This is a genomic window from Nocardioides pocheonensis, from assembly GCF_003725535.1.
GTDB classification, from domain to species: Bacteria; Actinomycetota; Actinomycetes; order Propionibacteriales; family Nocardioidaceae; genus Marmoricola; species Marmoricola pocheonensis.
In genome coordinates, this window is record NZ_RJSF01000046.1 from 140203 (window position 1) to 157638 (window position 17436).

The following is a 17436-nucleotide window of genomic DNA, read 5'->3' on the forward strand; positions in this document are numbered from 1 at the left end:
GTCCCCCTGGTTCCGGCAGGCTCAACCACCAGCCCCCCTGGTTTCGGCAAGCTCAACCACCAGTCCCCCTGGTTCCGGCAGGCTCAACCAGCGAGCGGTACGGCGACCGCTCGAAAGCCGGGCGCGGGTCGCGTATCATTGGCACTCGACGTAGTGGAGTGCCAACGCTCCCCGACCGCCTTGACCCTGAGGAACGCCCGTGCCCACGTACCAGTACTCCTGCACCGAGTGCGGCCACTTCTTCGAGGCCGTCCAGAGCTTCAGCGAGGACTCGCTGACCGTCTGCCCCGAGTGCGACGGCCGGCTGCGCAAGGTCTTCAACGCCGTCGGCGTGGTCTTCAAGGGGTCCGGCTTCTACCGGACCGACAGCCGCGGCTCCTCGACCGGCTCCGAGACCGCGGGGTCGACCACGACGGCGACCGAGACCAAGAAGGCCGACTCTGCCGGCGCCACCAAGACCGAGAGCAAGCCTGCGGCTGCCGCTGCCGCGGTCGACTGACCGTCGCGGCCTCCGGGCCTGTGGATCGTCGCGGCGCGTGAGCCGCGCGGCTCTCTAGCGTGAGGGCATGAACCCCCTGCGCGTGCTCGACCGGGCCCGTCGGCGCGTCCTTGTCCACCGCCGCCTGCTCGGAGCGTGCTCCGCGGCGGCCGCCGTCTGGTTCGTCGCCCAGGCAGCCACCGCGCCGGCCCCACGGACCGTTCCGGTGTGGACGGCCCGGCACGACCTGGCGAGCGGGACGGCGCTCGGTGCGGACGACCTGCGGCGCACGGCATTCGCCCCGGGCAGCGTGCCGGCCCACGCCGTCCGCTCCGTCGGGGCGGTGCTCGGCCGCACCCTGGCCACGCCCCTCGGAGCCGGTGACCCGGTCACGTCCTCGGACCTGATGGGCGCCGAGCGGCTGGACGGCTACCCCGGGCGAGCCGCCGTCGCCGTACGCATCCCCGACCCGGCGGTGGCCGCGCTGCTCAGCCCCGGACAGCACGTCGCCCTCGTCGCCAGCGATCCGCAGGGCGCCCACGAGCCCGAACGGATCGCCGCGGACGCCGCGGTGCTCGCGGTCCCACGCAGCTCCTCCGAGGCGTCCGGCGAGGCGTCCGGCACCGCCATGCTCGGCGGTCGGCTCGTGGTCTTCGCGGTCCCGGAGGGGCAGGCCGACGAGCTCGCCGCAGCCGGAGCCAGCCGCTACCTGAGCGTGGTCTGGAGCCGCTAGCGTGCGAAAGGTCATCCGGGTGGTCTGGTCCCGGGCCCACACGAAGGAGTACAGATGACCGGCTTCAAGAACTTCCTCCTGCGCGGCAACCTCATCGAGATCGCGGTCGCGTTCATCATCGCCGGCGCGTTCGGCAAGGTGGTCACGACCTTCACCGAGTGGCTCACCGGCCTCATGCCCGACTCGACCAGCAGCGTGTTCGGCACCGCCGCGCAGAGCTTCGGCGCCTTCCTGAACGCCGTGATCGCGTTCGTCCTGCTCGCGGCCGTCGTGTACTTCCTGATCGTCGTGCCGTACACGAAGGCCAAGGAGCGGTTCTTCCCGGCCGAGGAGTCCGGCAAGCCGTCCGACATCGCCCTGCTCGAGGAGATCCGCGACCTGCTGTCCACCCGCGGCGGCCCCGGCGTCTGACTCAGCCGTGGTGCGGGGGGACCTGGCTCTTCAGCCAGTCCTCCTGCGCCTGGTCGTCCGTACGCCGCTCCGCCGCTCCGGCTTCCCCCGCGTCGTCGCTTGTCTGCTCGGGGAGCACCTCACCGAAGATCTCGGCCAGCCGGCGGCGCCGCTCAGCGCGCTGCCGGGGAGTGAGCTCGTCGGTCACGACGTCGCCGCGACCGGAGCCTGCGCCGCGTCGAACCAGGCCGGGTCGAACGTGGACCGGCGCGGCTGCCACCCGGTCTGGGCCGAGAAGTGGTCGGAGCTGACCCGCAGCGACCGGGTCAGCGGCTCGACCCGGGGGCCGGCGAGCCGGCGCAGCACCGGGCCGAGGAACGCACCGCTGTCGACACCGACCGCCTTGGCGTACCCGTCGACCAGCTCACCGCGCAGCACCGGCGCGGCGCCCACGTTGTAGACGCCGTTCGGTGCCTGCAGCGCCGCCAAGACGGCGGACCCGAGGTCGTCGGTGTGGACCAGGTGCGACCACTGGTCGCGACGCCCGACGCCGACCGGTCGCCGGCTCGCCGCGGCCTTCAGCCAGAAGCGGGTCATGGCGTCGTCGCCGACGATCGAGCCGAACCGCAGCACGACGCCGGCCCGCGAGGCCGACCCGAAGCCGAGCACGTGGGACTCACCGACGGCCGAGGGCTCGGTCGCGGGCGTGATCTCGATGGAGTCCTGCTCGGTGATCCAGGCGTCGCCGTGGTCGGCGTACAGGAAGCTGACGCTCTCCTGGACGACCCGGCGCACACCCGCAGCGCGGGCGGCCGCCACGACGTTCGCGACCGCCGTGGTGCGCAGTGCGTCGTGGTCGCGCCACGAGCCCGGCCAGACGGCGGCGTAGCCGACCGGCACGCGGGAGGCGAGGTTCACCACGGCGTCCGCGCCGGCGTAGATGCGCTGGAGGCTGTCGGGGTCGAAGAGGTCGGCCGGGCACGCGCGTGCACCGAGGCTCTCGATCAGGGCGGTGTTCTCGGGCGACCGGGACAGCACGTCGACGTCGTGGCCCGCGGCCAGCAGAGACTGGACGGCAGCACGACCGATGACTCCTGTCCCCCCGGACACGACAACCCGCACCCGTCCATCTTGCATAACGAATCCGTAACGCACAACTCATGCGGTCCGGTGGGCGCGTCGCGGGAAAGCATGCGGGCGTCGAGGGCCCGACGCGCGAAAGGCTACGTGCAGAGACCCGCAGCCTGTGCGTCCGCCTTCTTCTGCTCCTCGGACTTCGTCGGTGTCGACGACGGCGACGAGGACGCACCCGAGGTCGCGCCGGACGACGACGCGGTCGGCGTCTTGCTGGGACTGGCCGAACCGGTCGGGGTGCTCGTCGGGCTGACACCCGCCGTCGCGGCGCTGTCGCTGCCGGGCGTGACCGCGTCGGAGGTGAACTCCGGGGTCAGCGGCTTGTCGCGCCGGATCAGCTTCCACAGCTGGGCGGCCTCGGGCTTCCAGGCGACCCGGTTGATGTCCTGGCTCCACGGCTCCCACGGCACGGTGATGAACTTGACGTTGTCGAGCCCGATGTTCTTCAGCGAGCTGCCGAGCGAGGCGAGCTGCTTGAGGTTCGCGAAGCCGGGGTCGGTGGTGAGCGAGTTCGTGGCGGCGTCGAGGAACTTCAGCAGCCGCACGGGGTTCGCGAGGGTGCCGGCGGAGACGACCTTCTTGATCATGGCTGAGATGAAGCTCTGCTGCCGCTTCATCCGGCCGATGTCACCGGTCGGTGCGCCGAGGTCGTGGCGCACCCGCACGTAGTCGAGGGCCTGCTGCCCGTTGACCTTGTAGGTGCCGGCCGGGAGCCGGATGTGGCCGACGGTGTCGTTGACCTCCTGGGGCACGCACACGGTCACGCCGTTGATCGCGTTGACCATCGACTTGAAGCCGACGAAGTCGACGACCACGAAGTGGTTGATCCGGATGCCGGTCAGCGCTTCGACGGTCTTCACCGTGCAGGCCGGACCGCCGATCGCGTACGCCGCGTTGAACTGCGTGATGCCGCCGGGGTCGACGCCGTTGCCGTTCTTCCGCGGGCAGGCCGGCCGCTGCACCATCGCGTCGCGCGGCAGGCTGACCCCGTAGGCGAACTGCCGGTTCGCCGAGAGGTGCAGCAGGATGGTCGTGTCCGAGAGCCCCGGGGTGTCGCCGCCGATGCCCTTGCCGTTGGCTCCCTCGCGGGTGTCCGAGCCCATCACGAGCACGTTGATCGGGCCCTTGACCTCCTCGGTCGGGCGCGGGCCCGCCAGGAACTGCGCGGTGCCGATGTTGCCCTCGAGCCGCTTGTAGGCGACCACCGCGATGGTCGAGACCACCATGAGGAGCACGGCCACGCCGATGCCGATGCGCTTGAGGAGTCGCCGCGACCTCGGCGTACGCCCTCGGTGGCGCGGTGCTCCCTCGGACAAGATGTGACCCCATGATCCTCGACGGGTCCCTGCCCGCGCCTACACGTGGGCACCCATTGTGGAGCGTCCGCCGGATAGTCCCAAATTGGGCGTGTCAAGATGTACGCCGTCCGGTTCGCCGGCCCGCCCCAGTAGCTCAGTGGATAGAGCAGCCGCCTCCTAAGCGAAAGGTCGCCAGTTCGACTCTGGCCTGGGGCACCAACGCAGAAGCGCAGGTCAAGACGCCCAACGGGCCCCTCACCTGCGCGTTTGTCACGGTGCTCCCTCGTGCTGGACCGTGTCGGCTCATGCCGAACTGGTCCAAGGCGACCCCTGCGAATCTGATGTCGACGGCCATTTGACGGCTCCTCTATGGGAATCCTATGTGAAATCCGGAGCTCAGCGGCCCGAAGATCCGCGCAGAGTGCGGCCAGTGACCGGGCTTTGGACCGCTGCGAGGGGTCCGCAGTGGGCTGCGGCCCAAACTCTCGGACCGAGGTTACCGCCGCGAGAGGGCAGGGCCCGTCCACGACATCGTCGCTGGTCAGAGACGGTATGAAGGCCTGCGCCTGCCGCCCCATGGGCACGTATTAGGCACAGACCCGAGCGCCAGTCAGCTCGTGCTCAGGACCTGGGTCACGCTCGAGGCCGCCGGGTCGCGACAGTCACTACTTCGACCCTTAAACGGACTCGAGCAACGCGCAGGCCTGCGCGAAAGAATATCTTGTTTCGAAAGTTGGCGGGACCACCGGCCGGATTTTCGATGCCGTCGTGCGACAGATAGACGCAACAGGGAAGCCGGCCCCGAGCTGGTGAGGCTCCTGCAGCTGGGCCAGCGTGGCGTCGAGCGTGGCGAGGGCTGCGGAGTCGACAGCAGGCAGGGTGAGGCCGCACCTGGTGATGTGCGCCCGGTCGGGCTCGCCCTGGAGGCGCTGGCGCGACGGGCCGGACATGAACGGCTTGAGCGCTTCAGGGACGTACAGGTAGGCTCCGAGGTCCTCATTCCTGAGGATCCTGATGCGGTACTCCTCGCCGACGAACTGCTTATCCGCGTGAGCGTCGTCGAACATCAGCAGGCGCGTCTCGGGCAGCTTCGGGCTGCTATTGAAATATGGCGCGGTACGTGGTGATGCCGATCGCTTATGCGCCGGCCTCGACGGCGCTCTCGCAGCAGAGACCCAGCCTCGGTGGCTGCGATGACCAAAACGCCCGGCACTTCTTTTCGCTGCGCGACGGCGAGCACGTGGCGCGCCAGCTGCTTGGTCGGGGTGGCGGTGAATGACCGGGCCCTCGTTCTTGCGGCGCACCTATCCGACGAGCAGGCCCCGGGGCTTGCCCGATCCGGCCGGTAGTTCGAGCGCGAGATCCGGTGTGGCTTGGTGGTGATCGGCGTAGACCCGGAAGACGTCGCCCTGGTGCAGCCAAAAGGTCGTCGACGGCCTCAGTGGTGCGGGGCCACGCTGCCCGGCGCGGCGGACCAGCTTAGGGGAGCTCAGGTCGGCTTCCTGGGGAGCTTCAACCTCCACTGGACGAGGCTTGCGAGCAGCCGGTACGGGGCCCGGGCTCAGGTCTGGACGTATACGGTGCCACCGAGCTCGAGGAACTCCGAAGACTTCTGCTCCATGCCAGCCTTGGGGTCGAGGCTGCTGCCGAAGCGGTCGCGGACGTCCTGGGAGATCCGCATGGAGCAGAACTTCGGGCCGCACATCGAGCAGAAGTGCGCGGTCTTCGCGTTCTCGGCCGGCAGCGTTTCGTCGTGGAACGACTCGGCGGTGTGCGGGTCGAGGGAGAGCGCGAACTGGTCGCGCCAGCGGAATTCGAAGCGTGCCTTGCTGAGCGCGTCGTCCCAGGCGCGGGCACCGGGGTGGCCCTTCGCCACGTCGGCGGCGTGTGCGGCGAGCTTGTAGGTGATCACGCCGGTCTTCACGTCGTCGCGGTTCGGCAGGCCGAGGTGCTCCTTGGGGGTGACGTAGCAGAGCATCGCGGTGCCGTGCATGGCGATCGTCGCCGCGCCGATCGCGGAGGTGATGTGGTCGTAGCCGGGCGCGATGTCGGTGACCAGCGGGCCGAGCGTGTAGAACGGCGCTCCGTGGCACCATTCCTGTTGGAGCGCGACGTTCTCCTCCACGAGGTTCAGCGGCACGTGGCCGGGGCCCTCGACCATGACCTGCACGTCGTGCTCCCAGGCGCGCTTGGTCAGCTCGGCGAGCGTGCGCAGCTCGGAGAGCTGGGCCTCGTCGTTGGCGTCGGCGGTGGAGCCCGGGCGGAGGCCGTCGCCCAGGCTGAACGCGACGTCGTACTGCGCGAAGATCTCGCAGAGCTCGTCGAAGTGGGTGTAGAGGAAGTTCTCCTCGTGGTGGGCCAGGCACCAGCCGGCCATGATCGAGCCGCCGCGGCTGACGATGCCGGTGACCCGGTCGGCGGTGAGCGGCACGTAGCGCAGCAGTACGCCGGCGTGGATGGTCATGTAGTCCACGCCCTGCTCGCACTGCTCGATCACCGTGTCGCGGAAGATCGGCCAGGTGAGCTTGTCGGCCTCACCGTTCACCTTCTCCAGCGCCTGGTAGATCGGCACCGTCCCGATCGGGACCGGGCTGTTGCGGATGATCCACTCCCGGGTGGTGTGGATGTCGTCGCCGGTGGAGAGGTCCATGACGGTGTCGGCACCCCACGTGGTCGCCCAGGTGAGCTTCTCCACCTCTTCGGCGATGGAGCTGGTGACCGCGCTGTTGCCGATGTTGGCGTTGACCTTCACCAGGAACCGGCGGCCGATGATCATCGGCTCGGACTCGGGGTGGTTGACGTTGTTCGGGATGATCGCGCGACCGGCCGCCACCTCGCTCCGGACCAGCTCCGGGTCGCAGCTCTCGCGGAGCGCGACGAACTCCATCTCCGGGGTGACGATGCCCTGCCGGGCGTAGTGCATCTGGGTGACGTTGCGGCCGGTCCGGGCGCGTCGCGGTCGGACCTTCTCCCCGGTCCACTCCTCGCGGGCCGCACCGGCGCGGATCGCGGCCTTGCCGTTGTCGACGAGCTGGGTCTCGCGGCCGTCGTACTGCTCGGTGTCGGCGCGTTCCTCGATCCAGGCCTGGCGCAGTCGTGGCAGCCCGACCTCCGGCTGGGAGCCCGGCCCCTCGGTGCTGTAGCGGTCGAACGTCTCGCCGTTCGTGAGCGCGACCCGGGTGACCGGCACCTGCACGTCGGGGCGAGAACCTTCGACATGCACGCGGGTGTGGGCTTCGTGGATGGTCATGCGATCTCTCCTCGGGTGTGTGCGATCGGTCCTCGGCCGCGGCCGAGCTCCCAGTGCTGGCTGAGCCGGAGCTTCGCCGTGGTGTAGGTGGCGGCCCGCGTCACGGCACTAATCAGCGGCACGCGACGGGCGAGATGAACGGTGAGCGCGGCGCTGAACGTGCAGCCGGTGCCGTGGTCGTTGCCGGTCACGACCGCGTGGTGGGTGAGCGGCACCGGATCCTCGCCCGGTAGCGCCACCCAGTCGGTGCAGCTCCCCGAGCCGACCCCGCCGGTGAGCACGACCGCAGGCCCGGTCTCCGCGAGCAGCCGTGCCAGCACGTCGGGCGGCCCGTCCACTTCCGTGAGCACCCGGGCCTCGTCGAGGTTGGGTGTGACCACGGTGGCGACCGGCAAGAGCCACCTCCGGTAGGCGCGGACCAGCTGGTCGTCGCCGAGCACGGCGCCGCTCGTCGCGACCAGCACCGGGTCGACCACCACCGGGAGGCCCTGGTCGCTGAACCGGTCGGCGACCAGCGCGACGGCCTCCGCGCTACCGAGCATGCCCGTCTTCACCGCAGCGACCGGCAGGTCGGCCAAGACGGCGTCGATCTGCGCAGCGACCATCGCGACCGGCAGCCGGTGGATGTCCCGCACACTCGTGGTGTCCTGGGCGGTGACCGCCGTGACGACAGACGCTCCGTGCGCGCCGAGGTCGGAGAAGGTGGTGAGGTCCGCGGCGATGCCCGCGGCGCCACCCGAGTCGGTGCCAGCGACGGTGAGCACGACCGGAGGAGTGGCCCCGTCGGTCATCCGCCGACCTCGCGCATCAACTCCCGAACGACGCCGGCCGGGTCGGAAGCCCGCATGACACAGCCCATCACCGCGACGCCGAACGCCCCGGCGGCCCGCGCTGCGGCCGCGTTGCCCGGACCGACTCCGCCGAGGGCGAACACAGGGATGTCGTGGTCGATCGCATAGGCCTCGCCGGAGACGGGCGGCCCGTAGCCCGGCTTGCTCGTACTGGCCGCGAACGGCGACAGCGTCACGTACGCCGCGCCCTCCTCGGACGCCCGGCGAACGGCCGCGACGTCGTGGCACGACCGACCGAACCAGTCGACCGCGGGACGCTGCTGACCGGCCGCGAGGTGGACCCCGCTAGCACCGGCGAGCGGGGTCCGCGCGGCGAGCACGGTCAACCCGGCGACGGCCGACAGCTCCGCCACGAGCCGCTGACGATCGGGCGGGTCGAGGTCGAGCTCGCGCACCACCACCTGGGTCAACCCCGCCGACGCACACGACCTCACCACCTCGACGAGATCGGCGCCTTCGGGAAGCTGACTCCGGTCGGTGAGCAGCAGCAGCCGGTCCGGAAGAGCCGCAGACGTCATCCGATCCGCCCCGAAACCGGACTCGAGGCTCGGGCCGTCGTACGCCGCGGGATCCGGCCGGCCGCGTACGCCGCAGCGCCCGCCTCCACCCCGAGCCGGAGCGCACGCGCCATCGCGACCGGATCGTCGGCGCGGGTAACCGCCGTCGCCGCGAGCACCGCCGCGCAGCCGAGTTCCATGGCCAGGGCAGCGTCGCTGGCCGTGCCGACTCCCGCGTCGAGCACGACCGGCACCGAGACCGCGGCGACCACGCTCTCGATCGCGTGCGGGTTGAGGATGCCGAGGCCGGAGCCGATCGGCGACCCCAGCGGCATCACCGCCGCGCAGCCGACGTCCTGGAGCCGTCGGACCAGCACCGGGTCGTCGGTGGTGTAGGGCAGCACGACGAACCCGTCCCTGACCAGCGTCTCGGCGGCGTCGAGCAGCTCGACCGCATCCGGCATCAGGCTGGTCTCGTCACCGATGACCTCGAGCTTCACCCACGAGGTGTCCAGGGCTTCCCGTGCCAGCTGCGCCGTCAGCACCGCCTCGCGGGCGCTGGTGCACCCGGCCGTGTTCGGAAGCAAGGGGACGCCACTACGGATCAGGGTGTCGAGCAACCCGCCAGGTGCGAGGCCCGAGGTGCGGCGTACCGACACCGTCACCAGCGCGGGCCGGGCGGCGTAGAGCACCGGCTCCAGCAGGGACAGGTGCGGCAGCCCACCGGTGCCCAGGAACAGCTGCGAGCCGAGCTCGGTGCCGGCGATCGAGAGGCTCATCCGCCCTGCACCGCCGTCACGACCTCGACGACGGCGCCCTCGTCGAGCTGGGTGCGGGGCCACCGGTCGCGGGGCACCACCTCCCCGTCGACCGCCACGGCGACACCCCGCGGTGCACGGGCGCCGAGGTGGACCTCGATGAGGTCGGCCACCGTCGCAGCGCCTGCGTGGGTCGAGCCGTTGAGCACGATCGTCATCGCGTGATCCCTTCTGTTGCGAAACGCCGTGGGTCGAGCGCCGGCTCCACGGATCCGGTCTCGAGGTGGTCCGCGACGAGCCGGGCGGTCAACGGCGCGAGGAGTACGCCGTGCCGGTAGTGCCCCGCAGCCAGGACGACCCCGTCGACGCCGGACGGGCCGACCAGCGGCAGGTTGTCGGCGGTGCCGGGCCGGTCGCCGGCGCGGACCTCGGTGATCTCGGCCCGGTCGAGGCCGGGGATCAGCTCTCGCGCCGCCTGCAGGAGTCGGACGGTCCCGCCGACGGTCGGCACCGGTGGTCCGTCGTGCTCCTCGGAGGTCGCGCCGACCACGATCTCCCCGGAGGGTCGCGGAACGACGTACACCGGCTCGCCGCGCACCCAGCCGCGCACGGTCCGACCCGGCGCGGTCCCGCCCCGGACGCGCACGATCTCGCCGCGGACGCCGCGCACCAACGGCCGGAACGGCTCGGGGAGAAGCGCGCCGGTGGCGACCACCGTGACGTCGTTGCCGCCGGCGTCCTCGGGCACGACGGCGACCCGCCCGAGCAGGGCGGAGAGCACGGCGCGCGGGTCCACGCTCGCTTCGTCCGGCAGCAGCGCGCCGCCGGCTACCCGCGGCCCCAGCGCCGGCTCGTGGTCGAGCACCGACCGCCGGTCCAGCAGAGCGACCTCACGTCCCTGCGCCGCCAGGAGCGCGCACTGCCGCTCAACCTGCTGGAGGTCACCGTGGTCGCTGCCGACCAGCAGTGTCCCGCCGGTGTGCAGCGGGACGCCGAGGCGAGCGGCGGCGTCCGGCCAGAGCGCGAGGCTGCGCAGGCCGACGTCGAGGAGGGCCTCCTCGCCGTGCCAGACCTCGGCCGAAGGGCTGAGCATCCCCGCGGCCACGAACGAGGCACCGCTCGCCGGCCGAGGGTCGACGACGGTGACCGTGTGGCCTCGAGAGATCAGCTCCTCGGCGCAGAACAGGCCGATGATGCCCGCGCCGAGGATCCGGACCCGCATCACGCGATCGCTTCGAGGAGCTCCTTCGCTGCGGTCACCGGATCCGGTTGTCGCCAGATGGCACCGATCACGGCGACGCCGTGAGCGCCGGCCTCGCGCGCGGCGCGGGCAGTTCCGGCTTCCATGCCGCCGATCGCCAGCAGGGGCAACGGTCCGGCCGCACTCGTCACCGCCTCGAGCCCGAGGGGAGCCGGCAGCCCGGTCTTGCTTCGGGTCGCGAACACGGGTCCGAAGCCGGCGTAGTCCGCACCGGCCGCAGCGGCGGCCTCCGCCTGGCTGCGGTTGCGGCAGGTTGCGCCGACCAGCAAGCCGGGAGCGAGCCGGCGCGCCACCTGGATCGGCAGATCGGTGCGACCGAGGTGCACGCCGTCGGCACCGGCCGCGAGCGCGACGTCGACGCGGTCGTTGACGATCACCGAGGCGCCGTACGGTCGCACGTCTGCGATCACAGCCTGGGTGAACGCGAGCAGCTCGGCGTCCGTGAGCGCCTTCGCGCGCACCTGGAAACCAGGAACCCCCGCCCGCGCGAGCTCGGGCAGCAGGGACCGATCGACGGACGCATCGACGAGGCAAAACAGGTGGGGCAACACAGCAAGCTCCTCGCTTCCTTCGCCGGCATGACCCGGATCAGGTTCGACGGTCGGAGCGGCTCCAGCTCCTTCTCAGCCCACTGCCGCGGGCTCCCGTGGTGGATGTCGAGGACGCTAGCAGATCAGGTCACCAGTCCCCCAGAGCGCGGTCCGCATTCCGGGACAACCATTCGATAGTTCGTAGGCGCGGCGCATGTTCGTCGCCTTAAATCGACGCAGGCCCATCGCCCGGCCTTCCGGCGCCCTGGGGGTCGCGGGTGCTTTCTCGGCCGCGCGGTGATCGTGCCCCGCAGTTGCCACGAGCGTTTGACCCTCGACGGAAGACCGTCGGCAGATGCGGAAGCGATGCAGCCTGACGCTTCAAATGATGCGGACGTCGAGGTAGCAAGGACGTTGGGGAACCCGCCCGCGCGGCGCCCCACCAGAGACCCGTGCCGTACGCCGCATCATCAAGTCGACGGCCCAACGCAAGAAGGAACGGGCTTACGTGCTCTGTTCTTTCGCGGTGCTCTGCGAGCCCGACGAAGGAATCCACGACTACGGCGGTAGCCATGGCACGCCGGAGATTGCGGGAGGCCAGTGCTCCGCAGGCTGCTACTGGCCACCAGTGCCTCAGCAGCAGAGAGGCTTCCTGCCGGACGGCCCAGCAGAGACCGCGCAGGGCGAGCCTACCAGCGACGCGGCGGCGATCCGGCGTGGGTGGGAGCGCCTTTTGCACCGCACGCATGCCGACCGCCAGCCCGACCGCCGCCGAAGGCCCTGACCAGCGGTTTCGGAGCAAGAGCGCGGCGGCCGCTGCGGCGAAGGTCGGGGTGAGGACGGCGGGCGCGAGTGCGTCACCATGGCGTTCAGCCAGTTTGGCGCTACCCGAACCGTAGAACGCCTTCCGGCCCAGCCAGGACCACAAGGTCGTCCTCGTGTCGTGGCCTGCCTCGATGGTCGGGTCGTAGCGCACGCGGTGTCCTTGGGCGACGAGACGCCAGACGAGGTCGACGTCCTCCCCCACGCGGAGTGACTCGTCGAAGGCGCCGGCCACGATGCTGGTCCGGCCGACGAGACACGCGCTGGGCAGCCACCCCACGTCGCTGCCCGGTGCGACGGATGCCGACTTCTCGCCGAGGGTGAGGGATGAGGCGACGACGTCATACCGCTCGAACCAGCGCGGCCGCTCTGAGCGGACCACGCCGGTGATCCGTGGTCCGACCAGGCAGACCTGCGGGTCGGCGAAGTGGCGGGTGAGCATCAACAGCGTCGTGGCGTCCACCTCCACGTCGGAGTCGACGAACGCTATGAATGGCGTCGTCACCAGCGCAGCGCCCGCGTTGCGGGCAGCCGCGGGACCAACGTTCGCCTCGAGGGGCAGCAGCCTGGCGCCGTGCCGGGCGGCGATCGCGGCTACGGCGCTGCGGTCGAGCGAGGCGTCGTCGACCACGACGGAGCGCAGCGGCGTCAGTGCCCCCAGGGCACGGTCGAGTTGTGCCGGCCGGTCGCGGACGGGGATGACCACGGTGAGCGCGTCGGCGTCGGCTTCGGCGACGTTGGCCAGGTCGGGGACGCCGAGGTTCGTGGCGAGCAGGCGCTGGGCGACGTGCGCGGTCTGCTCGTCCGTCACGCAGATCGTGTTGTCGACCAGCATCTGATGTGCCTGGGCGGACAGGCGCATGGCGGTGAGAGGAGAGCCGCCGACCAGCAGGCGACCTCCATCGGCGACGAGCACGTCGGATGCGAGCCGGACGGTGAAGCCGGCAGGAAGGGCGCTCATCCGGTGAACCCGCCGTCGGCACGCACCACGGACCCGTTGAGTGCCGCACCGGCCGGCGAGCAGCACAAGGCGATGGCGGCGGCGATCTCCTCGGGCTCGAGCAGCCGGCGAATGCCCTGGTGGTCGGCCAGCTGCTCGGGCGTGCTGTCGTAGAGATCGGCCGTGGCGGCGAGCATCGCGGTTCGGGTCGAGCCCGGCGCTACCGCCACCGCGGCCAGACCCGTGCCGATCAGGTCCGCGGCCAGACCCCGGACGATCCCGATCACCGCGTGCTTGCTGGCGACGTAGCCGGCCAGGTTGAACAAGCCCCGCTCCCCCGCTGCCGAGGCGACCGCGACGAAGCGGCAACCCGCGGGGTCGTCACCGGCGAGCATGACCGGGATCGCGGTGGCGGCGGTGTTCCACACTCCGCGGACGTTGATGTCGAAGAGGGTGTCCAGGTGCTCGTCGGGGGTATCCCATTGCGGTCGACCTCCGACCACGACCCCGGCTGCCGCGACCACGGCGTCGAGCCGTCCGAACCGGACCAGGGTGGCATTGACCGCCCAGTGCATCGCCTCGCGGTCACGCACGTCGGACTCGATCGCGAGGACCCGGTCAGGGTGACGGTCCGCCACCGTTGCGAGATCGGCGCGCGTGGCGAACGGGTAGCCCACGCCTGCGGGTACGACGCCGCCGGCGCAGATGTCGAGCGCGGTGACGGCGTACCCGTCGGCCACCAGGGCGTCGACGGTGGCCGCGCCGATGCCGCGGGCAGCGCCGGTGACCAGGGCGACCCGACGCGGAGTGGGAGCGTCAGCACCGGACACCGGCGACGGCTTCCAGGACGCGGTGCACCATGACGTCGAGCAGGTGTCGGCCTTCCGCCGAGCTGGCACCAGTGGGGTCGCCGAGGACGCCGTTGCCGGACACGGCGCCCACACCGTCGCTGACCAGCACGGGGAGCAGGATGTCCAGGGGTGCGGTGTTGCCCGGTGCCGCGCGCGTGCGGTCCACCGATCCGGGACGCAGGTGCAGCATCAGCGAGGTCTCCGTGCGACCGGCGTGGGCGTCGCTTCCGGGAACGCAGCATGGCACCCATGCGACCTCGTGACCTTCGGCCACGAGTTGGTCCACCGCAGCGGTGAGCGCCCGCATGTTGCCGCCGTGGCCGTTGACGAAGACCACCTGGCGCGCCCACGTGCGCACCGACCGGGTCAGCTCGACGAGGAGGTGCTGCAAGGCGGCAGTTCCGATCGAGCTGGTGCCGGGGAACGTCTGGTGCTCGCCGCTGGAGCCGTACGCGATCGCTGGGGCCACCACCGCTCCCGGGATCTTCGCCGCTGCGCGGTGGGTGACGGCTTCGGCGATCACCGTGTCGGTGTCCAGGGGCAGGTGCGGTCCGTGCTGCTCGACCGACCCGACCGGGACCAGGACCAGTTCAGTGCCTGTGGCAGCAGTCGAGGTGATGGCGGCCAACAGCGGAGCCATCTCAGGCCTCGATGGCGACGGGCCGAGGCTTCGGCTGCCCCAGGAGCCGGTGGAAGCCGTCGGGGAAGAGGATGTCGTCGGGGTCGATCTGGTGGATCGATCCGACGCCCAGGCCCATGAGGGTGGAGTCGATGCCGCCGCGCAGGACGTCGAGGACGTTCTCGACACCGGCCTGGCCGTTGGCGGCGAGGCCCCAGAGGTAGGCCCGGCCGATCATCACGGCTCGGGCGCCGAGGGCGACGGCCTTGACCACGTCGGAGCCGCGCCGGATGCCGCCGTCCATGAGCACCTCGATCTGCTCGCCGACGGCGTCGGAGATGGGCTTGACCATCCGGATCGTGGCCGGGGTGCCGTCCAGGTTGTTGCCGCCGTGGTTGGACACCGAGATCGCGTGCACTCCGGCGTCCACGGCTCGTAGCGCGTCGTCGATGCGGCAGACGCCCTTGAGCATGAACGGGGTGCCGCTGATCTGGTGCCACTGCTCGCGCATCCAGGCGACGTCGTCCCACGACGGCGGCGGGGTGGTCATCCACTCGTAGTAGGCGCCGAAGAACGTCGGGGCGGCGCCTCCGGGCGGGGCCAGGTTGGGGGCGGTGAGGTGGGCGATGTGGCCCGGGCGGCCGAAGTGCCACAGCCAACGGGGCTTACGGATCACCGCGGGCGCCATCCGGACCATGGTGCGCAGGTCGACCTTCTCCGGGATCTCCGGGCTCCCCCAGTCGCGGCCGATCGAGAACGACCAGTCCAGGGTGGCGATCAGACCCTTGACCCCGGCGTCGTGGGCGCGCTGCATCCGCTGGGTCATCGTGTCCCGGTCGCCGGTCCAGTACATCTGGAACAGGGTCGCCGCGCCGGTGGCGGTGACCTCCTCGACCGGTCGGCTGGCGAAGTTCGACAACCCCATCAGCGTGCCGCGTGCCGCAGCGGCGCGCGCCACCGCGACCTCGCCGTCCGGATGCACGACCTGGACCCCGGTCGGCGAGATCAGCACCGGCAGCGACACGTCCTGACCCATCACCCGGGTCGACTGCTTCCGTTCGGCCTGCTGGCCGGCCACGTGCGGTGCGAGGCCGATCTCCGCGAACGCCGCCTGGTTGTCCGCGACACTCTGGCCGCGCTCGGAGCCGGCCACGAGGGCGCCGTACACCGGCTTCGGCAGCCGCTTGCGGGCCCGCGCCTCCGCGACCGCGACCGACTCGAACCACGGGTTCTGCTTCCAGGGATTCTCGAAATTCATCTACACGATCTCTCGGTTGGTGCCGGGTCGCCGCCTCGTCTCGGGTGCGGGGCGGCGACCCGGAGTCATGGGGTCTCGATCAGGGTCGGGCCAGGGATCGGGGCAGCGTGTAGCCGGCCAGCGGGTTGCTGGCGCAGGCGGTGACCGGCGCAGCATCGATCTCTTCCCGCCTGGTCAGGGTCAGCATCACCGGCTGGCTGCGGGTCGGAGCGGTCTTCGAGTGGTCCTGGCTCGGCGCCGGTACGACGCGATTGCCGGCCAGCGCCAGCTCGCCGTACCCCTGGACACATTCCGGGTCCGGCCCGTCGAGCGGAAGGCCGGTGAAGAACTTCGCGGCCATGCACCCGCCGCGGCACGAGTCGTAGAACGAGCAGCTCGCGCACGCGCCGCCGGTCTGCGGCGAGCGCAGCTGCGCGAACAACGACGAGGTCTGCCACACCTGCTGAAAGCCGCCGGTGAGCAGGTTGCCGGCCAGGAAGGTCTCATGGATCGCGAACGGGCAGGCATAGACGTCGCCGACCGGGTCGATCAGGCACACCACCCGTCCGGCACCGCACAGGTTCAACCCGGGCAACGACTCTCCGAAGGCGGCCAGGTGGAAGAACGAGTCCCCCGTCAGCACCCGGTCGCCGTGCGCCATCAGCCAGTCGTAGAGCTGCCGCTGCTGCTCCGGCAGCGGGTGCAGCTCGTCCCACACGTCCGCACCGCGGCCCGACGGGCGCAACCGGGTCAGCCGCAAGGTGGCGCCGAACCTTTCGGCGAGTGCCTTGAAGTCGTCGAGCTGGTCGATGTTGTGCCGGGTGCACACCACCGAGATCTTCGCGTCCCGGAAGCCGGCGTCCTGCAGGTTCGCCAACGCGCGGACTGCGGTGTCGAAAGAACCCGGGCCGCGGACGTAGTCGTTGACCTCGGCGGTCGCGCCGTCCACGGAGATCTGCACGTCGACGTAGTCGGTGCTCGCCAGGAACCGCGCCCGCTCGGGCGTGATCCGCACCCCGTTGGTGGAGAACTTCACCCCGACCTGGCGGTCCACGGCGTACTCGAGCAGGTGCCAGAAGTCCGGCCGGATCGTCGGCTCCCCGCCACCGATGTTCACGTAGAACACCTGCATCCGCTGCAGCTCGTCGATCACCGCCTCGCACTGCGCCGTGGTCAGCTCCCGCGGATCCCGACGACCGCTGCTCGACAGGCAGTGCGCGCACTCCAGGTTGCAGGCATAGGTCAGCTCCCAGGTCAGGCAGATCGGCGCATCCAGGCCGTACTCGAACTGCTGGACCAGCGACCCGGTTGTGGGGCGTTCGGCAAGCTCGGTCATCGGGCGTCCTCCGTGGTAGCCGTGCGCGGGCGGATCATGTCCGCGTCGGCGAGGCCGCGCAGCGCGACGGCGTACGCATCATGCTGGTCCTCGGGAATTCCGGTCGCCGTGAGCGCGGCCCGCACGTCGATGTGTTCGTCGAGCCCCCTGACCAGCGCGACCAGCTCCCGCCGCTTCAAAAAGGTCAACTTGCGGTTCCCGAAGTGATAGGCCAGCGCCCCGAACGGCTCCGGCCGCAGGGCGACCGACGGCGACAGCGTCCAAGCCTCCTCCAGCATCGTGGCGTCCTCAGTAGACGCCGCACATACCGTCGATCGAGACCTCCTCGATGAGGTCCTCGGCGACCAGGCTCTCGGTGGTCTCTTCAGTCTCGGTGGTGTTGGGCTCCATCAGCTGGCTCCTCTGGGGCGGTCGCGACGTGGTTCGCGCCACAATAGATGCACTCGATGCC

22 protein-coding genes, 1 tRNA gene and 1 riboswitch are annotated in these 17436 nt (G+C 70.9%); of the genes, 5 read left to right on the top strand and 18 right to left on the bottom strand.

Annotation, left to right across the window (positions count from 1 at the left end; all coding sequences use genetic code 11):
• The first annotated feature begins 199 nt into the window (after nucleotides 1-199).
• The 3 genes from EFL26_RS20250 (at nucleotide 200) to EFL26_RS20260 (ending at nucleotide 1622) form a co-directional block, all read left to right on the top strand.
• Nucleotides 200-499, top strand: a complete 300-nt coding sequence (locus EFL26_RS20250; RefSeq protein WP_123224722.1) for an FmdB family zinc ribbon protein — start codon at nucleotides 200-202, stop codon at nucleotides 497-499.
• Between the two features lie 67 nt (nucleotides 500-566).
• A complete protein-coding gene (cpaB, locus tag EFL26_RS20255; RefSeq protein ID WP_123224723.1) occupies nucleotides 567-1211 on the top strand; it encodes a Flp pilus assembly protein CpaB in 645 nt (214 codons plus the stop codon).
• Nucleotides 1212-1265: 54 nt separating this feature from the next.
• A complete protein-coding gene (locus EFL26_RS20260) occupies nucleotides 1266-1622 on the top strand; it encodes an MscL family protein (protein ID WP_123224724.1) in 357 nt (118 codons plus the stop codon).
• A 1-nt stretch (nucleotide 1623) separates the two neighbouring features.
• On the opposite strand, the gene EFL26_RS20265 is transcribed toward EFL26_RS20260, so the two are convergent.
• The 3 genes from EFL26_RS20265 to EFL26_RS20275 form a co-directional block, all read right to left on the bottom strand.
• Nucleotides 1624-1809, bottom strand: coding sequence for a hypothetical protein (locus tag EFL26_RS20265; RefSeq protein ID WP_123224725.1), 186 nt, complete (start codon nucleotides 1807-1809; stop codon nucleotides 1624-1626).
• Nucleotides 1806-2723 (bottom strand): NAD-dependent epimerase/dehydratase family protein, encoded by a 918-nt coding sequence (locus EFL26_RS20270; RefSeq protein ID WP_183408294.1) that lies wholly within the window; start codon nucleotides 2721-2723, stop codon nucleotides 1806-1808. Before EFL26_RS20270 ends, EFL26_RS20265 begins: the two co-directional genes overlap by 4 nt.
• Before the next feature lie 101 nt (nucleotides 2724-2824).
• Nucleotides 2825-4051: an LCP family protein gene (locus tag EFL26_RS20275; protein WP_148046786.1), complete on the bottom strand. Its 1227-nt coding sequence runs from the start codon at nucleotides 4049-4051 to the stop codon at nucleotides 2825-2827.
• Between the two features lie 125 nt (nucleotides 4052-4176).
• Between EFL26_RS20275 and EFL26_RS20280 the strand changes: the two genes are divergently transcribed.
• Nucleotides 4177-4252 (top strand) — tRNA-Arg (locus EFL26_RS20280).
• A gap of 458 nt (nucleotides 4253-4710) precedes the next feature.
• Here the strand turns inward: EFL26_RS20280 and EFL26_RS20285 are convergent.
• Nucleotides 4711-5100 carry a hypothetical protein gene (locus tag EFL26_RS20285; RefSeq protein ID WP_123224728.1) on the bottom strand — a complete coding sequence of 130 codons (390 nt, stop codon included), beginning with the start codon at nucleotides 5098-5100 and terminating at the stop codon, nucleotides 4711-4713.
• A 41-nt stretch (nucleotides 5101-5141) separates the two neighbouring features.
• Here EFL26_RS20285 and EFL26_RS24385 point away from each other — a divergent pair, with 41 nt between their 5' ends.
• A complete protein-coding gene (locus EFL26_RS24385) occupies nucleotides 5142-5312 on the top strand; it encodes a hypothetical protein (protein WP_183408295.1) in 171 nt (56 codons plus the stop codon).
• Between the two features lie 282 nt (nucleotides 5313-5594).
• Here EFL26_RS24385 and thiC read toward each other — a convergent pair whose 3' ends face one another.
• From thiC to mftA, 14 genes are all read right to left on the bottom strand, one after another.
• Entirely contained in the window at nucleotides 5595-7283 is a 1689-nt protein-coding gene (gene thiC, locus EFL26_RS20290; protein WP_123224729.1) for a phosphomethylpyrimidine synthase ThiC, read from the bottom strand.
• Complete coding sequence (gene thiD, locus EFL26_RS20295; RefSeq protein ID WP_123224730.1) at nucleotides 7280-8074, bottom strand: bifunctional hydroxymethylpyrimidine kinase/phosphomethylpyrimidine kinase; 795 nt, start codon at nucleotides 8072-8074, stop codon at nucleotides 7280-7282. Before thiD ends, thiC begins: the two co-directional genes overlap by 4 nt.
• On the bottom strand, nucleotides 8071-8652 hold the full coding sequence (locus EFL26_RS20300) for a thiamine phosphate synthase (protein WP_123224731.1): 582 nt from the start codon (nucleotides 8650-8652) through the stop codon (nucleotides 8071-8073). Before EFL26_RS20300 ends, thiD begins: the two co-directional genes overlap by 4 nt.
• Complete coding sequence (locus EFL26_RS20305) at nucleotides 8649-9410, bottom strand: thiazole synthase (protein WP_123224732.1); 762 nt, start codon at nucleotides 9408-9410, stop codon at nucleotides 8649-8651. The genes EFL26_RS20300 and EFL26_RS20305 overlap by 4 nt, the downstream gene beginning before the upstream one ends.
• Nucleotides 9407-9607, bottom strand: a complete 201-nt coding sequence (gene thiS, locus EFL26_RS20310) for a sulfur carrier protein ThiS (RefSeq protein WP_123224733.1) — start codon at nucleotides 9605-9607, stop codon at nucleotides 9407-9409. Before thiS ends, EFL26_RS20305 begins: the two co-directional genes overlap by 4 nt.
• The gene (locus EFL26_RS20315; RefSeq protein ID WP_123224734.1) at nucleotides 9604-10611 is read right to left on the bottom strand and encodes an FAD-dependent oxidoreductase; all 1008 of its coding nucleotides are present in this window, start codon (nucleotides 10609-10611) and stop codon (nucleotides 9604-9606) included. Before EFL26_RS20315 ends, thiS begins: the two co-directional genes overlap by 4 nt.
• Nucleotides 10611-11198, bottom strand: coding sequence for a thiamine phosphate synthase (gene thiE, locus EFL26_RS20320; protein WP_183408296.1), 588 nt, complete (start codon nucleotides 11196-11198; stop codon nucleotides 10611-10613). Before thiE ends, EFL26_RS20315 begins: the two co-directional genes overlap by 1 nt.
• Nucleotides 11198-11308, bottom strand: a riboswitch (TPP riboswitch). (Overlaps the previous gene by 1 nt.)
• A gap of 98 nt (nucleotides 11309-11406) precedes the next feature.
• Entirely contained in the window at nucleotides 11407-12963 is a 1557-nt protein-coding gene (gene mftF, locus EFL26_RS20325; RefSeq protein WP_123224736.1) for a mycofactocin biosynthesis glycosyltransferase MftF, read from the bottom strand.
• Nucleotides 12960-13772 carry a mycofactocin-coupled SDR family oxidoreductase gene (locus EFL26_RS20330; RefSeq protein WP_123224737.1) on the bottom strand — a complete coding sequence of 271 codons (813 nt, stop codon included), beginning with the start codon at nucleotides 13770-13772 and terminating at the stop codon, nucleotides 12960-12962. The genes mftF and EFL26_RS20330 overlap by 4 nt, the downstream gene beginning before the upstream one ends.
• A complete protein-coding gene (gene mftE / locus EFL26_RS20335) occupies nucleotides 13759-14433 on the bottom strand; it encodes a mycofactocin biosynthesis peptidyl-dipeptidase MftE (RefSeq protein ID WP_123224738.1) in 675 nt (224 codons plus the stop codon). The genes EFL26_RS20330 and mftE overlap by 14 nt, the downstream gene beginning before the upstream one ends.
• A gap of 1 nt (nucleotide 14434) precedes the next feature.
• Nucleotides 14435-15670, bottom strand: coding sequence for a pre-mycofactocin synthase MftD (mftD, locus tag EFL26_RS20340; RefSeq protein WP_123224739.1), 1236 nt, complete (start codon nucleotides 15668-15670; stop codon nucleotides 14435-14437).
• Between the two features lie 79 nt (nucleotides 15671-15749).
• Nucleotides 15750-16985 carry a mycofactocin radical SAM maturase gene (gene mftC / locus EFL26_RS20345; protein WP_123224740.1) on the bottom strand — a complete coding sequence of 412 codons (1236 nt, stop codon included), beginning with the start codon at nucleotides 16983-16985 and terminating at the stop codon, nucleotides 15750-15752.
• A complete protein-coding gene (gene mftB, locus EFL26_RS20350) occupies nucleotides 16982-17263 on the bottom strand; it encodes a mycofactocin biosynthesis chaperone MftB (protein WP_123224741.1) in 282 nt (93 codons plus the stop codon). Before mftB ends, mftC begins: the two co-directional genes overlap by 4 nt.
• Nucleotides 17264-17273: 10 nt before the next feature.
• On the bottom strand, nucleotides 17274-17375 hold the full coding sequence (gene mftA, locus EFL26_RS20355; protein WP_123224742.1) for a mycofactocin precursor MftA: 102 nt from the start codon (nucleotides 17373-17375) through the stop codon (nucleotides 17274-17276).
• Nucleotides 17376-17436 lie beyond the last annotated feature (61 nt).

Coding starts and splice junctions, on each gene's coding strand:
- thiD (WP_123224730.1), bottom strand. CDS start 8,074: ATGACCGACGGGGCCACTCCTCCGGTCGTGCTCACCGTCGCTGGCACC.
- EFL26_RS20285 (WP_123224728.1), bottom strand. CDS start 5,100: ATGTTCGACGACGCTCACGCGGATAAGCAGTTCGTCGGCGAGGAGTAC.
- cpaB (WP_123224723.1), top strand. CDS start 567: ATGAACCCCCTGCGCGTGCTCGACCGGGCCCGTCGGCGCGTCCTTGTC.
- EFL26_RS20305 (WP_123224732.1), bottom strand. CDS start 9,410: ATGAGCCTCTCGATCGCCGGCACCGAGCTCGGCTCGCAGCTGTTCCTG.
- EFL26_RS20315 (WP_123224734.1), bottom strand. CDS start 10,611: ATGCGGGTCCGGATCCTCGGCGCGGGCATCATCGGCCTGTTCTGCGCC.
- thiC (WP_123224729.1), bottom strand. CDS start 7,283: ATGACCATCCACGAAGCCCACACCCGCGTGCATGTCGAAGGTTCTCGC.
- thiS (WP_123224733.1), bottom strand. CDS start 9,607: ATGACGATCGTGCTCAACGGCTCGACCCACGCAGGCGCTGCGACGGTG.
- mftC (WP_123224740.1), bottom strand. CDS start 16,985: ATGACCGAGCTTGCCGAACGCCCCACAACCGGGTCGCTGGTCCAGCAG.
- EFL26_RS24385 (WP_183408295.1), top strand. CDS start 5,142: ATGGCGCGGTACGTGGTGATGCCGATCGCTTATGCGCCGGCCTCGACG.
- mftA (WP_123224742.1), bottom strand. CDS start 17,375: ATGGAGCCCAACACCACCGAGACTGAAGAGACCACCGAGAGCCTGGTC.
- mftD (WP_123224739.1), bottom strand. CDS start 15,670: ATGAATTTCGAGAATCCCTGGAAGCAGAACCCGTGGTTCGAGTCGGTC.
- mftB (WP_123224741.1), bottom strand. CDS start 17,263: ATGCTGGAGGAGGCTTGGACGCTGTCGCCGTCGGTCGCCCTGCGGCCG.
- EFL26_RS20300 (WP_123224731.1), bottom strand. CDS start 8,652: ATGACGTCTGCGGCTCTTCCGGACCGGCTGCTGCTGCTCACCGACCGG.
- mftE (WP_123224738.1), bottom strand. CDS start 14,433: ATGGCTCCGCTGTTGGCCGCCATCACCTCGACTGCTGCCACAGGCACT.
- mftF (WP_123224736.1), bottom strand. CDS start 12,963: ATGAGCGCCCTTCCTGCCGGCTTCACCGTCCGGCTCGCATCCGACGTG.
- EFL26_RS20260 (WP_123224724.1), top strand. CDS start 1,266: ATGACCGGCTTCAAGAACTTCCTCCTGCGCGGCAACCTCATCGAGATC.